This window comes from Corynebacterium sp. ACRQJ (genome assembly GCF_022346045.1).
Classification (GTDB): domain Bacteria; phylum Actinomycetota; class Actinomycetes; order Mycobacteriales; family Mycobacteriaceae; genus Corynebacterium; species Corynebacterium evansiae.
Genome location: NZ_JAKRMT010000003.1, coordinates 139,557 through 152,885 on the forward strand (window position 1 = coordinate 139,557; position 13,329 = coordinate 152,885).

At 65.4% G+C, this 13,329-nt stretch carries 11 protein-coding genes and 1 tRNA gene; 3 read left to right on the plus strand and 9 right to left on the minus strand.

Annotated elements, in window-relative coordinates; genetic code table 11:
* Positions 1-29: 29 nt before the first annotated feature.
* The 3 genes from MHX52_RS03260 to MHX52_RS03270 all read right to left on the minus strand — a co-directional run bounded on the left by MHX52_RS03260 (position 30) and on the right by MHX52_RS03270 (position 1,862).
* Entirely contained in the window at positions 30-314 is a 285-nt protein-coding gene (locus MHX52_RS03260; protein ID WP_035002905.1) for a hypothetical protein, read from the minus strand.
* Between the two features lie 138 nt (positions 315-452).
* Positions 453-528: transfer RNA gene (locus MHX52_RS03265), tRNA-Thr, on the minus strand.
* Between the two features lie 83 nt (positions 529-611).
* Positions 612-1,862, minus strand: a complete 1,251-nt coding sequence (locus MHX52_RS03270; protein ID WP_035002904.1) for a DNA polymerase III subunit delta' — start codon at positions 1,860-1,862, stop codon at positions 612-614.
* Between the two features lie 86 nt (positions 1,863-1,948).
* Between MHX52_RS03270 and MHX52_RS03275 the strand changes: the two genes are divergently transcribed.
* Entirely contained in the window at positions 1,949-3,481 is a 1,533-nt protein-coding gene (locus MHX52_RS03275; protein ID WP_005292231.1) for an adenylate/guanylate cyclase domain-containing protein, read from the plus strand.
* Here MHX52_RS03275 and MHX52_RS03280 read toward each other — a convergent pair.
* The 3 genes from MHX52_RS03280 to MHX52_RS03290 form a co-directional block, all read right to left on the minus strand.
* Complete coding sequence (locus tag MHX52_RS03280) at positions 3,478-4,380, minus strand: CoA transferase (RefSeq protein ID WP_239316538.1); 903 nt, start codon at positions 4,378-4,380, stop codon at positions 3,478-3,480. The two genes, MHX52_RS03275 and MHX52_RS03280, sit on opposite strands and share 4 nt — an antisense overlap.
* A gap of 41 nt (positions 4,381-4,421) precedes the next feature.
* Positions 4,422-7,415 carry a type I DNA topoisomerase gene (gene topA, locus MHX52_RS03285; RefSeq protein ID WP_239316540.1) on the minus strand — a complete coding sequence of 998 codons (2,994 nt, stop codon included), beginning with the start codon at positions 7,413-7,415 and terminating at the stop codon, positions 4,422-4,424.
* Between the two features lie 224 nt (positions 7,416-7,639).
* Positions 7,640-7,843, minus strand: coding sequence for a cold-shock protein (locus MHX52_RS03290; RefSeq protein WP_005292238.1), 204 nt, complete (start codon positions 7,841-7,843; stop codon positions 7,640-7,642).
* A 264-nt stretch (positions 7,844-8,107) separates the two neighbouring features.
* Between MHX52_RS03290 and MHX52_RS03295 the strand changes: the two genes are divergently transcribed.
* Both MHX52_RS03295 and MHX52_RS03300 read left to right on the plus strand, forming a co-directional pair.
* Positions 8,108-10,522, plus strand: a complete 2,415-nt coding sequence (locus MHX52_RS03295; protein ID WP_239316542.1) for a DEAD/DEAH box helicase — start codon at positions 8,108-8,110, stop codon at positions 10,520-10,522.
* 60 nt (positions 10,523-10,582) lie between these two features.
* Positions 10,583-11,968, plus strand: coding sequence for a S9 family peptidase (locus tag MHX52_RS03300; RefSeq protein ID WP_239316544.1), 1,386 nt, complete (start codon positions 10,583-10,585; stop codon positions 11,966-11,968).
* A 56-nt stretch (positions 11,969-12,024) separates the two neighbouring features.
* Here MHX52_RS03300 and MHX52_RS03305 read toward each other — a convergent pair whose 3' ends face one another.
* From MHX52_RS03305 to MHX52_RS10405, 3 genes are all read right to left on the minus strand, one after another.
* Complete coding sequence (locus tag MHX52_RS03305) at positions 12,025-12,348, minus strand: Rv3654c family TadE-like protein (RefSeq protein ID WP_239316546.1); 324 nt, start codon at positions 12,346-12,348, stop codon at positions 12,025-12,027.
* 32 nt (positions 12,349-12,380) lie between these two features.
* Positions 12,381-12,689 (minus strand): hypothetical protein, encoded by a 309-nt coding sequence (locus MHX52_RS03310; protein ID WP_035002898.1) that lies wholly within the window; start codon positions 12,687-12,689, stop codon positions 12,381-12,383.
* A 151-nt stretch (positions 12,690-12,840) separates the two neighbouring features.
* Positions 12,841-13,200, minus strand: a complete 360-nt coding sequence (locus MHX52_RS10405; protein ID WP_370642212.1) for a DUF4244 domain-containing protein — start codon at positions 13,198-13,200, stop codon at positions 12,841-12,843.
* Positions 13,201-13,329: the final 129 nt, after the last annotated feature.

Sequence of the window (13,329 nt, forward strand, 5' to 3'; positions counted from 1 at the left end):
GCATTCCCGCAGGTTGGCCGGTCACCGGGTTAAGAAAGACTGCCGTAGTATGGCGCGTCGGAGTTCTGAGCGCCAACTAGGCCGTAAATAACGGCCCAGATGAGTCCCAGCGGTGCAAAGAGGGGGAAGCGCAGCCAAGCCGGGGTGTTTTCGAAGATTGTGTTCAGTGAGCCAAGCGGGGACTTGGTGTTCGGAGTTTCTGCAGCCTGTACTTGAGTGGTGGGGGTGTGGGTTTCGGCCTGGGCAGGCGTGGCGAGACCCGCGGTGACGGTTGCGGCGGTAATGCCGACGATGAGCGACTTGCGAATCTTCATTGGGGAAGAATCCTTTCTGAAGGAGTTTTGTTGGAAGTGCTTTGTTTAGCCAAACGCTTATGGGTGACGAAACGTTAGCAGTCGCTAGAAATCAGAATGTCCCACAGCAAACTGTCAAGAATGCTGTGGGACATCTCATGGAGCCGCTTGCGAGAATCGAACTCGCGACCTTTTCATTACGAGTGAAACGCTCTGCCGACTGAGCTAAAGCGGCGCGTACATTAAGTACGAAGCGTTATCCTAGCCGACGCAAACCCCGAGCACCAAAACGCCACCTGGGGTTCGCCCGGAAACCCACTAGGCCACCCCGCAGCACTGTTGCAGGCGCCCGGCCATCGCATCCAGCGCCACCTCCGGCCGCACGTTGTACCCCAGCACCTCGCGGCATTCCATCACCGCATCGATGCAGCTCACCAGCGCCGACGCACTATTACGCCGCGCCAGTTCCTTCGACGTCGCCGCCATGTCCGGGTGCTGGTGGCCGCCCACCGGCACGCCATCGCCTTCCACCGCGCCCGCGGCCTGCAGCATCGCATCGCGGTACAGCCCGGCAATGTCGATCAGCGCCAGGTCAAGCGAGTCGCGGGTTCTTCTGGTGCGCCGGTTCTTCTGTTCTTTTTCTAGCTCTTTCATTCTTCCGGACGCCCCCCGCTGAGCCTTTGCAGCACCCTTGCCTTTCGCGCCCACGCCGAGGCTGCTCTCCAGTTCCTCGCGCTCCCGCTGATCCAGCTTTTCCAGCTCGCTGGCGGCCTCTTCCTCGGCTTTCTTCACCAGCTCGGAGGTGAAGCGGTACAGCGCGTTGGGTTCGTACACCAGCTGCGGCAGCTTCAGCGCGGTGGCGCGTTTGGTGCGGGCGGCCTCGTCGCTGGCCAGGTGGCGAGCCCTTCCAATGTGTCCGGCCGAGACGTCGGCGGCCCATTGGGCTTGGGTTTCATTGAGGCCTAAGGTGGCGTCACTAAGCAAAACCCCCTTGACCGCCGCCGGCGAGGGAGTGGGCACGTACACGTGGCGGCAGCGCGACCGCAGGGTGATCGCAATATCCGAAGGGTCGGTCGAGGGCGCGCACAGCAGGAAGACGGTGCGGGCGGGCGGCTCCTCGACGGACTTCAGCAAAGCGTTGGCGGCGGCATCGTTCAGGCGGTCGGCATCTTCCACAACCACCACGCGCCAGCGGGCGACGGTGGGCATGTTTGCGGCCTCGTGGATGGCGCCGCGGATCTCGTCGACCGTCAGCACCACTCCCGTGGTGGAGACCCACAGGATGTCCGGGTGCGTGCCCGCGGCGGCGCTCCGGCACTGGTCGCACTCGCCGCAGCCACCGTGCGGGCACACCAACGCGGTGGCAAAGACCTTCGCCGCGATGGACCGCCCCGAGCCGGGCGGCCCGGTGAACAGCCACGAGTGGGTCATCGCCTGCGGATCCTCCACAGCCCTCTGCAGCGGGCGGCGGACGGACTCCGCGGTGATGCGCCCGAAAACCCCCGGCGCCTCTTCGGCGGCGGTGGCCCGGGTAGTGGCCGCGGTGGTGGCCGGCGTGGTTTCCGTCATGGTTACTCAGTGTAGCTACCGACAAGGACAGACAAGGACAGGGCAGACGCACCCGGCGCGGGACGACGTGCGTTAATCTGAAGGGCATGAAACAACTGCTGCGCTACCTCTCGTGGGCCTGGGGAACCTCCTGGCCCCTGTACGCAGCAACCGTTCTGGCCACGAACGTCATCGGCGCGACCGCCGTGGCGACATTCCTGCGCTTCTTCATTCCGCTGCCCGCCGCGCGTGAGCTGACGAGCCCGGATACCACCATCGCCTCGCTGTACTTGATCTATTTCGGGGTGGCCGTGGTCGCCGGCATTGCGATGACTTTGTACTTTTTCGCTCCCGTGCTGCGCTGGCAGCGCACGCCCCAGGCCTACGACCCAAATATGGTGCGCGACCTGGTGCTACGCATTCCGTTGCTGCAGACCGTCACGGGCATTGTGCTGTGGGGCATCGGGGTGGTGCTGTTCACCGTCGTGGCCTGGAGGCATAGCACCGAGTGGGGCATAACCGTCGGCGTGACCGCCACGCTCGGCGGCATGATGGTGAGCCTGATGACGTACATGGAGGCCGAGCGCCTGGTGCGCCCGGTCGCCGCGAAGGCGCTAGCCAAGGGCGCGCCGGATCACTCGCGGCTCTCCCCTCTTTCGCATCGCCTGATGACGACGTGGGCGCTGACCTCCGCCGTGCCCGTGCTGGGCATGGTGCTGCTGCTGTTCGCTGCGGCCACCGAGTTCTATCCAGAAGACTCCGGCGGCATCATCCCGGCGATGCTGGCGCTGGCGCTGACCACCCTGCTGACCGGCTTCATGGGCACCATGTTGTTCTCCATGGCCGTGGCCGACCCGATCCGCGAGCTGCAATACGCCATCAACCGCGTGCGTCGCGGCAAGGTGAACACGGACGTGCGGATCTACGACTCCTCGGAGATCGGCGTGCTGCAGGCCGGCTTCAACGAGATGATGCGCGGTTTGCAGGAGCGCCAGCGGGTCTCGGACCTCTTCGGCCGTTACGTCGGCACCGAGGTCGCCCGCCGCGCACTGGAGGAGAAGCCGGAACTGGGCGGTGAAACCCGGCACGTAGCCGTGCTCTTCGTGGATGTGATCGGCTCCACCGGGTTTGCCACGGAGAAGGAACCGCAGCACGTGGTGAAGGCCCTCAACGAATTCTTCGACCGCGTGGTGGAGGTCGTGCACGCCAACAAGGGCATCATCAACAAGTTCGAGGGCGATGCCGCGCTGGCCGTGTTCGGTGCGCCTCTGCCACTGGACGATGTGGCCGGCCACGCCCTGGCCGCCGCCCGCGAGCTGAAGGCGAAGCTGCAGGGGCTGGAGTTCGCCGCGGGAGTCGGCGTGGCCGCCGGGTCCGTCGTCGCGGGCCACATCGGCGCGAAGGATCGCTTCGAGTACACCGTCATCGGTGACGCCGTAAACCAGGCCGCTCGCCTGACGGATCTGGCGAAGAAGACCCCCGGGCAGGTGCTGACCAGCGCCGCGACCCTGCGCGCGGCCAACGAGGCCGAGCAGGCTCGCTGGACCATGATGAAGTCCGTGGAGCTGCGCGGCCGCCGCGAGATGACGCAGATCGCCCGCCCCATCCGCGCGACCTTGGCCGACCGTTCGGAGGCTTAGGCCCCGCGCCGTACTGCGGCGATGGGGAGGTTTCTTTTCGACGCCACCTCGTCCCACCACGCCGCCGTCTTCTGCCCCACTGCCGCGGCCAGCTGCTCGGCGGTGATCCCCTTGGATTGCAGCTGCTCGGCCGTGGTGCCCTCCGGCAGCAGGCCTTCGGCGTGCAGCGCCTCGATGAGGCCGACGAAGAAGTGCGGTTCCAGCGCGGCGATAGCCACCCAGCCCCCACACTCGGCCTGGTAGAGGCCGTAGCCCGGCAGCAGGCCACCCAGCAGGGTGTCCGGGCCGGTCAGGCGGAAGCGGGCGGGCGTGGCGAACTCCGTGGCCATGTCCGCCAGGGCGACCTCGTGGTAGCTGCCCTGGCCGGTGGCACTTGCCTGCCACAGAGCTGCCAGCGCCTGCGAGACGGCGCGTTCCGCGCCCGCCAGGTCGGCGATGGGAACTACGGGCATGACGGGCTCATCGCCGTTGAAGGAGAGGGTGCCTGCGTGAGCTTCATAGGTCAGGTCGTGGCCGGCAACGTCGACGTGCTCGCCGGAGTGGCCGACGATCGCCACCTGCGCCAGGGACGGGTAGCGTGCGTGGAGGTCTTCCCAGCCGAGCCCCAGTCGCTGCAGCGAGGCGGGGCGGGAGCTGGTGAGCAGCAGGTCCGCCTCTGCCAGCAGTTCGTGTAGTTCCTGCAGGCCAGATTCCTGCTTCAGGTCGATGCTGCGCACCTCCTGCCCCTCCACCAGGTGCTGGTAGTAGGGCTCGCAGTACAGGCGCATAGGGTCGGCGGCCTTGCCGGGGCCTTCGACCTTGATGACGGTGCCTCCGAGCTCGTGCAGACGCTTGGCGGCGACGGGGCCCGGCAGGTTCGGGGCCAGGGTGACGACGGTGAAGTTCGGGAGCTGGTTCATACTTATGAACGTATCAGTTCCCTCCCAAAAGTAAGGGCGATTTAGCGAGACTTCTTCACCGTGCGCTTGGTGAGTGTCGGCGGCTTCTTGGCGGTCTTCTTCGCCGACTTCTTGGTCGTCTTCTTCGTCGTTTTCTTGGCCGACTTCTTCGCGGCCTTGCGGCTCGACTTCGCAGGTGCCGAGCCTTCGGCTGCCTGCTTGGCGCGCCGCTCCGACAGCAGCTCATTCGCGCGGGCGTCCGTCATCGTCTCCGGGGTATCGCCCTTGCGCAGGGAGGCATTGGTGGTGCCATCCGTGACATAAGCACCGAAGCGACCGTCCTTGACGGACATCGGCTTGCCGGACACGTCGTTATCACCCAGCTGCTTCAGTGGCGGCTGCGCGGCCGCGCGACCACGGCGCTTCGGCTCGGCGTAGATGCGCCGGGCCTCGTCGAGGGTGATCGTGAAAATCTGCTCCTCGTTGGCCAGCGAACGGGAGTCCTTGCCCTTCTTGAGGTAGGGGCCGTAGCGGCCGTTCTGGGCGGTGATCACTTCGTTGTCGCTCGGGTCGACGCCCACCTCACGCGGCAGGCTCATGAGCTTCAGGGCCTCTTCCAGCGTCACGCTGGCTGGCTCCATGCCGCTGAACAGGCTGGCGGTCTTGGGCTTCAGCGTCTCCTCGACGATCTGCTTGACGCGCTTTTCCTTCTGCGCCTGCGCGGTCTTGGTCTCGCGGCTCAGCGGCTTCTTGCCCTCTGCCTCGCGCTCGCGATCCTGCTCATCGCGCTCGGCCTCCCAGACCTTTACGGCCTCCTCGGCCACGCGGGATTCCTCGTCCTCGCCGAGCACCTCGGTGACGTAAGGGCCGTAGCGTCCCTCGCGGGCGACGATGGTGCGCCCGTTGGCCGGGTTGGTGCCCAGCTCTCGGCCGCCCTGCGGGGTGGCGAAAAGCTTCTCGGCAACCTCCAGGGTCAGCCCGTCCGGGGTCATGGATTCCGGCAGGTTGGCGCGCTGTACCTCCGGCTCGGTGCCCTCCGGTGCCCCTTCCGGCACCGGCTTGATGCGCTCCAGGTAGGGGCCGTAGCGGCCCACGCGGACGACGATCGGCACGCCGTTCTCATCATCGAAGATGTGCAGGGAGTTCACCCGGCGGGCGTCGATCTGCTCCAGGTTGTCGCCCACGATGTGCTTCAAGCCACCCAGTCGGGGCACGACCGCACCCGGGGCATCCGGGCGGGAGCTATCGCCGAAGTAGAAGCCCTTCAGCCAGTTCACACGGTCCTGATCGCCCGCCGCGATGGCGTCCAGCTCGTCCTCCATCGCGGAGGTGAAGTCGTAGTCCACCAGCGCGCCGAAGTTCTGCTCCAGCAGGCCGACGACGGCGAAGGCCACCCACGAGGGCACCAGTGCGTTGCCGCGCGGCAGCACATAGCCGCGGTCCTGGATGGTGCGGATGATGGAAGCGTAGGTCGACGGGCGGCCAATGCCCATCTCCTCCATCTTCTTCACCAGCGAGGCCTCCGTGTAGCGGGCCGGCGGGTTCGTCGAGTGGCCGTCGGCGGCCACGTCGCGCGCGTTCAGCTCGTCGCCCTTGGTCAGCTGCGGCAGACGCTTCTCCGCGTTATCGGCCACGTCGCGGCCATCGGCGGTGCGGCTGACCTCCACGTAGGCCTTCAGGAAGCCCGGGAAGGTCAGGGTGCGGCCGGTTGCGGTGAACTCGCAGGTCTCGCCCGACTTCGCGTCGCCGGCGACGGTGACCTTCATGGACTGGCCCTTCGCGTCGGCCATCTGCGAGGCGACAGTGCGCTGCCAGATCAGCTCGTAGAGCTTGAACTCCTCGGCATCCAGCTGATTGCTCAGCTGGCCGGGGGTCTGGAAGGTCTCGCCCGCCGGGCGGATCGCCTCGTGAGCCTCCTGCGAGTTCTTCACCTTACGGGAGTACTGGCGCGGGCCATCGGCCACGAACTTCGCACCATAAAGCTCCTTGGCCTGCCTGCGGGCGGCCTCGATACCGGCGGTCGACAGGGTGGTCGAGTCGGTACGCATATAAGTAATGTGGCCGTTTTCGTACAGCCGCTGCGCAATGCGCATCGTGCGTTCCGAGGTGAAGCGGAGCTTGCGGCCAGCCTCCTGCTGCAGGGTGGAGGTCATAAACGGCGGGTACGGGCGGCGGGTGTAGGGCTTTTCCTCCACCGCCGTCACGGCGAACTCCTGGCCCTGCAGCCCGTCGGCCAGGGACTTCGCCTTCGCCCCATCCAGCACAAATGTTTCCTTGGCACCGGCTTTCAGCTTGCCGTCGTCGCCAAAGTCACGGCCCTGGGCCACGCGCTTGCCAGCGACCGTTGCCAGCCGTGCTTCAAAGGAGTCCGGGGCGGCGTCATCAAGAGAAGAAGAAACAGCATCTACCACGCCGAACGTGGCGCTCAGGTCCCAGTACTCCGCGGCGACGAACTTCATTCGCTCGCGCTCGCGCTCCACGATCACGCGGGTAGCGACGGACTGCACGCGACCGGCGGACAGGCGCGGCATGACCTTCTTCCACAGCACCGGGGAAACCTCGTAGCCGTACAGGCGATCCAACACGCGGCGGGATTCCTGCGCATCGACCAGGTCGTAATCGAGCTCGCGAGTGTTCTGCGCGGCCTCGAGGATGGCGTTCTTCGTGATCTCGTGGAACACCATACGGCGCACCGGCACCTTCGGCTTCAGCACCTCGAGCAGGTGCCACGCGATAGCCTCACCCTCACGGTCGGGGTCCGTCGCCAGGTACAGCTCGTCGACCTGCTTGAGCTTGGCCTTCAGGTCGGAGACCTTCTTTTTCTTGTCCGGGCTGACGACGTAGAGCGCCTCGAAGTCCTTATCGACGTTGACGCCCAGACGCGCCCACGGCTCCTTCTTATACTTGGCCGGTACGTCTGCCGCGCCCCGGGGGAGGTCACGGATGTGCCCGACGGAAGCCTCGACGATGTAGTTCGGCCCCAGGATCGGGGCGATCTTCTTGGCCTTCGTCGCCGACTCAACGATCACTAGACGCTTGACGTCATCGTTTGCCATCGGTTGATTTCACACATCCTTCAAAATTTAAAGTTTGCCGGGTGCCATTGTTTATACAGGTTTTTTGCAATGGTTCTTTCCGGGGGCCACTTACGCATTTCTAAGCGACAGTACGCGGTTTACGCAATTTATTTGCAACCGGGGTGGGCGCGGCCTTAACCGGCGAAGCCCCCGCCGGGGCGCGAGGTGCACCGCGGAGGGGGCTTGCTAAAACCCTACGGGTTTTAAAGAGCCGTGACGTTCTGAGCCTGCGGGCCCTTGGCGCCCTCGCCGATCTCGAACTCGACCTTCTGGTTCTCCTCGAGGGTGCGGAAGCCGCTGCCCTGGATCTCAGAGTAGTGGACGAAGACGTCGGAAGATCCGTCGTCCGGGGCGATGAAGCCAAAGCCCTTCTCCGCATTGAACCACTTGACGGTTCCCTGTGCCATGAATTTCTACCTATCTTGTTGAATCTGTCCGGCGCAAGTCTTCTGCGACCACCAAACGCCGAGGTCGGAAGATACTTCGTTTCCAACCCAATCGGCCCAAAACCCAACGAGACCCCACCTCACGCCGAGGCGAGCGGAAAAGTTCCGAGGATTTTAATAACCACACGACAGTCTGCCACGTTGCGGGTTAAACATTCGGGCGAGTTTGGATTCCGCAGGACAATAACTTGTATCCACCCCCTAATGGGTCTAGAACTACTGTTAATGTCCGACCCCACGCCCCCTACCCCAGACTCAGCGCCCGACGATCCCGCAAGCGGCACGGCAGGCAGCCCGGCAAGCAGCCCAGCGAGCAGCGCGGCGAGTAGCGCGGCGCCGTCGTTCGGCGAGGAACTTCTGGCCGATCTGACGCCCGAGTTTCCGCGCTCCACCGTCACCCATACGCGCACCATCCCCGCCCGCCCATCGCAGACGGCGCAGTGGCCGGACTGGGCTGACGAGACTCTGGTGGAATACCTGCACGAGCAGGGAATTTCTACCCCGTGGTCGCATCAGGTGGAGACCGCGAACCACGCGCACGCGGGGCGGGATGTGGTGGTCGCCACCGGCACGGCGTCCGGAAAGAGCCTCGGCTACCAACTCGCGGCCTTAAGCGACCTGGCTACGGCGAGCACCGCGACGGCCCTTTATATTGCGCCGACGAAGGCCCTGGCGCAGGACCAGCGGGCGGCGCTGGCGCGAATGTGCGCGGGCGCGGCGAACCTGAATGACATCATGGTGGCCACCTACGATGGCGACACTCCGCCCGAGACGCGGCGGGTGATCCGCGACCAGGCGCGGGTGATTGTGACGAACCCGGACATGCTGCACGCCTCGATCCTGGGGAATCCGCAGTCGTGGAGTCGGCTGCTGCGCACACTGCGCTATGTGGTGATCGACGAGTGCCACGTGTACCGCGGGGTGTTCGGCGCGCACGTAGCGATGGTGCTGCGCAGGCTTCTGCGGCTGTGCGGGACAGCTCCGACGATCGTGCTCGCATCCGCGACCAGCGTGGATCCAGCCGCGCACGCGCGCCGGTTGACGGGACGGCCGGAAGTGGTGGCGGTGACGAAGGACGGGGCGCCCGCGGGCGAGCGGACCGTCGCGCTGTGGGAGCCCGGGTTCCTGCCGGACGTGGAGGGCGAAAACGGCGCGCCGGTGCGGCGGGCGGCGAACTCCGAGGCCGCGGACGTGATGGGGTTGGCGATCGCCCAGGGCGCGCGGACGCTGACCTTCGTGCGCTCCCGGCGCGGCGCGGAGGTGGTGTCCGTCGCCGCCGCGGAGAAACTGGCGGCGCTGGGGCGCAGCGCGGATGCGGTGCGGGTGGCGGCATATCGCGCGGGCTACACCCCGGAGGATCGCCGCGAGCTGGAGCGTCGCTTCGACAATGGCGAGCTGCTGGGTATTTCCTCGACGAACGCGCTGGAGCTGGGCATCGACGTCGGTGGCCTAGATGTGGTGGTGACCAGCGGCTTCCCCGGCACGATCGCCAGCTTTAGGCAGCAGGCCGGGCGTGCGGGCAGGCGCGGCCAGGGTGCACTGGTGGTGCTGGTCGGCGCAGATGACCCGATGGATACGTACCTGCTGCACCACCCGGAGGCTTTGCTGGACCGGCCGGTGGAGAACACGGTGTTCGACCCGACGAACCCCTACGTACTGGCCGACCATGTGGTGTGCGCGGCGGCGGAAAAACCCCTGTCCGAGACGGAGATTACGCACTGGGGTGCGGAGCGGGTGGTGGAGCACCTGCTGCGCCAAGGAGCGCTGAAGCGCAGGCCGCGGGGCATTTTCGCAGACCTGAAGGTGGCGGAGCAGGTGCATTCGCGGGTGTCGATCCGCGGCGGGGCGGCGGCTCAGGTGGCGATCGTGGAGGCCGACTCCGGCCGGTTGCTGGGCACGGTGGATCAGTCGCGCGCGACGTCGGACGTGCACACCGGGGCGGTGTACATGCACCAGGGCGAGACGTTCGTGGTGCAGCTGCTGGACCTGGAGGAATCCGTGGCGTGGGTGCGGCCGGAGTTCCCGGAGTACACCACCCAGGTGATCCGCGATACCGACATTGCGGTGCGCCGCACCCGGGGGACGCGCAAGGTCTGCGACGGGGTGTGGCTGGCGGATGTGGACGTGGAGGTTTCGCACACCGTCAACGGTTATCGGAAGCGCCTGCCGGGTGGTGAGATCTTGGAGACCGTGCCGCTAGACGTGCCGCCGGAATCGCTGCGCACCCGCGCGGTGGCTTACACCGTGGATCCGGATGTGCTGCTGGATCTGGGGCTGCCGGAGCCGACGTGGCCGGGGACGTTGCATGCCGCGGAGCATGCGGCGATTGGCCTGTTGCCGCTGATTGCGACGTGCGACCGCTGGGATATTGGTGGCGTTTCTACCGCTTTGCATTCGGATACGGGTCTGCCGACGGTGTTCGTGTACGACGGCTATGCGGGTGGCGCAGGCTTCGCCGAACAGGGCTTTGCGCGCTTTGCCGAGTGGATGGCCGCCACCGCCGAGACCGTGGAGACCTGCGAGTGCGAGTCCGGCTGCCCGTCTTGTGTGCAGTCGCCGAAGTGCGGCAATGGCAACGATCCGCTGTTCAAGGCGGGTGCGGTGTTGTTGTTGCGGGCGTTGGCCGGGGCGGCGGGTTAGATCACTGCTTTTTCTTGAGGACGCCCACATCTCAACCCGCCCGAGAATATACTTTCCTGCATGAAGTCTTTTTCTGGGAAAAATCACACTGGTTTCCGACGAGGTTTTAAGGCGAGTATCGCCGCCACGATGTCCTTGGTTGCGTTGTCCGGGATGGGCGGGGTGGCCACCGCGCAGTCCGCGGCGCCGTCTGGGTCGGCGCCATCTGGCGTAGCTTCCTCTGCACTAGCGCCGTCTGGGCCGCAGTCGAGCGCTTCCGCGCTGGTCAACAAGGGCGAGCCGATGCGCACCCCAGCTCCCTTCGCGGGCAACCCAGTGGATAGTGGGCTGAAGATCGGCGCGGTTCCAGCTAAGGCGGGGGCGCTGATGAACACTGTTCCGCTTGATCCGGCGGTCGGTTTGTCTGCGGCTGGCCAGCAGTTCCGCTTTAGCTACTCGACGACCAACCAGCACGGGACGGTCTCGCCTTCCACCGGTGCGGTGTTCTTCCCGAAGGGCAAGGCTCCGGCTGGTGGCTGGCCGGTGCTGGCGTGGGCACATGGAACGGTGGGCTTGGCGGATCAGTGCACTCCGTCGATGAACCCCCGTTCGCAGCGTGACCAGGACTATCTGAACCATTGGCTCAACCAGGGTTATGCGATCGTCGCCAGCGACTATGCGGGCATGGGCACCGAGGGACTGATGAGCTACCTCAACGGCAAGTCCACTGCCGCTAACGTGGTGGATTCCGTGATCGCCGCGCAGGATCTGCCTGCGGTGAAGCAGGGTGGCCAGAAGATTTCCCGCAACTGGGCGGTGATTGGCCAGTCCCAGGGTGGCGGCGCGGCTCTGCACGTCGGGCTGCGAGCAACAGAGCGGAGCCAGCAGGCGAACCTGAACTTCCTGGGCACGGTGGCCACGGGCGCCCCGGCTTATGTGGAGGAGATCGTGTTGGCGGGCAGCCCGACCTTCCCGCCGGTCCCCCTACCAGCCGGTTTGAACACCTACGCGATGTATATTGTCGCGGCGTTCCGGGAGGCGAACCCGAACGTGGATGTTGATTCCGCTTTGACCGACGAGGGCAAGCGCATGGTGAAGGCTGCCGAGGATTCTTGTTATCCGGAGCTTTCCGAAGCCCTGAAGGGCACCAATGTCGCACGGGCGTTTTCCAAGCCGCTCCGCGAGGTGCCGGGGCTGGAACCGGCGCTGCGAGAGTTCATGCAAACTCCTGCGACGGGCTACGACAAGCCGGTTTTCCTGGGCCACGGCTTGAAGGATATGGACGTACCCACTCCTATCGGCATCATCTTGAACACGGACATGTGGATCAACCAATTCGTCGGGGATATGCGCAGCCGTAACCAGCGGGTGGAGGTGCACTGGTATCCCACCGACCACGGCGGGACTGTCCCCGCTTCGCAGGTACACTCCACCCCGTTCCTGGCGAACTTGTTCCGCAACGCTTAGCCCGCGCAAGCACGCCTTCGCGCCCACGTTTCGCACCCCCTTAGCAGTGCGCCCGGCTACTCTGCAGGCCCGGCGATGGCCTGCGCTTTCTGCGGGAGGATGCGGGAGTTCGATCCCATGCGGGTGGTGACGTCCACCGTCACGAACTCGCCTTTGACCTCGCAGTTTTCCACGTCGGCGCCGTTGGCGCCGGCGATGCTTCGCGCCGTATTGCACGGCTCACCCTCGCCCGTCTGCACCACCATCGCCGCCGAGAGCGCGGCCAGGTCCGCGGCCGTGCTGGCCTGCTCCTTGTGACCCAGCATGGCGCTGCCGATAGCCAACAGGGAAACCACCGACAGGACGCCGAGCGTGATCATCGCCCCATAGACGGTGCTCATCTTTCACCCCTCGTCATCTAACTCGATCCCCTCTATTCCCCGTCCGGCTCCACCAACGTGACAGCCTCGCCGTGAACGTCGAACAGCGCCCCGTCCTTGGTGACTTTCACCCGCACAAGTGGCGATTCCGCACCGCCTTCGCGGGATGTGGCGACTTCAGCGGTGGCGTCAATCTGCCTGGCGAGCGCAACCCCATCGCCGCCACGCGCTTCGACCCGGGCGACGGTCCGCGCCAGCGATTGCGCCGAGGCTGCCTGCGACATGGTGACCAATCCCGCGGCGGATCCACCGGCGACGAGCGTTATGGCGGACAGGACGATGGCGCCTTCGACTGTGTTCATGTTCGTTCCTGGTTAAAGATTCTTGTGCGTAATTCGTGATGTGTGTTTCGTGGTGTGTGTTTTTATTGACGCCCCCACGCGCCCGAGCCTTGAAGAGCTCAGGAGCGCGGGGCGTGGTGTGGCCCCGGCGGCTAACCAGGAGCCTTCCGGGCTACTTTGTGTTCAGTGCCCTATCGAAGATTCCGCTGAGTGCCTGCTCCACGGTGTCCGAGGTAACGACGGTGTACAGCAGCGCCCCGAGGGCGGCTGCCGCCACGCAACCCAAAGCGTATTCCACTGTGGACATTCCCTTATCATCTGCGTAACGACTATAGACAGCGCCGATAATCTGGTTCCACCAACGAGTGATTGGGTGCAGGTCAGAATATGTTTCTTCCGCGATTCCAGTGCTCGGGTCCGTCTTGACCGGCGCGGCCTGGAATTGCTCTGGCGCCGCAGTCGGTGTGAAAGCGGTTGACGTGGGTGTAGTTGGAGTGAGAGCGGTTGGAGCGGTGATGGTTGGAGTGGTCATGGTCAGTGTCCTTCCCCGGCGGCACGAGAGGCGCGCCGCCGTGTTGAGTGAGTTGTGTTTGGTAGACGTCGGATGTCGATGTGGGCTGCTTTCCCCCGGGAGTGGCCCTCACCTCACGTCGGTGCCCAT

What these genes read in the sequence shown, in the direction of transcription:
- MHX52_RS03260 (WP_035002905.1), bottom strand. Translation starts at nt 314, where the DNA reads ATGAAGATTCGCAAGTCGCTCATCGTCGGCATTACCGCCGCAACCGTC.
- MHX52_RS03270 (WP_035002904.1), bottom strand. Translation starts at nt 1,862, where the DNA reads ATGACGGAAACCACGCCGGCCACCACCGCGGCCACTACCCGGGCCACC.
- MHX52_RS03275 (WP_005292231.1), top strand. Translation starts at nt 1,949, where the DNA reads ATGAAACAACTGCTGCGCTACCTCTCGTGGGCCTGGGGAACCTCCTGG.
- MHX52_RS03280 (WP_239316538.1), bottom strand. Translation starts at nt 4,380, where the DNA reads ATGAACCAGCTCCCGAACTTCACCGTCGTCACCCTGGCCCCGAACCTG.
- topA (WP_239316540.1), bottom strand. Translation starts at nt 7,415, where the DNA reads ATGGCAAACGATGACGTCAAGCGTCTAGTGATCGTTGAGTCGGCGACG.
- MHX52_RS03290 (WP_005292238.1), bottom strand. Translation starts at nt 7,843, where the DNA reads ATGGCACAGGGAACCGTCAAGTGGTTCAATGCGGAGAAGGGCTTTGGC.
- MHX52_RS03295 (WP_239316542.1), top strand. Translation starts at nt 8,108, where the DNA reads ATGTCCGACCCCACGCCCCCTACCCCAGACTCAGCGCCCGACGATCCC.
- MHX52_RS03300 (WP_239316544.1), top strand. Translation starts at nt 10,583, where the DNA reads ATGAAGTCTTTTTCTGGGAAAAATCACACTGGTTTCCGACGAGGTTTT.
- MHX52_RS03305 (WP_239316546.1), bottom strand. Translation starts at nt 12,348, where the DNA reads ATGAGCACCGTCTATGGGGCGATGATCACGCTCGGCGTCCTGTCGGTG.
- MHX52_RS03310 (WP_035002898.1), bottom strand. Translation starts at nt 12,689, where the DNA reads ATGAACACAGTCGAAGGCGCCATCGTCCTGTCCGCCATAACGCTCGTC.
- MHX52_RS10405 (WP_370642212.1), bottom strand. Translation starts at nt 13,200, where the DNA reads ATGACCACTCCAACCATCACCGCTCCAACCGCTCTCACTCCAACTACA.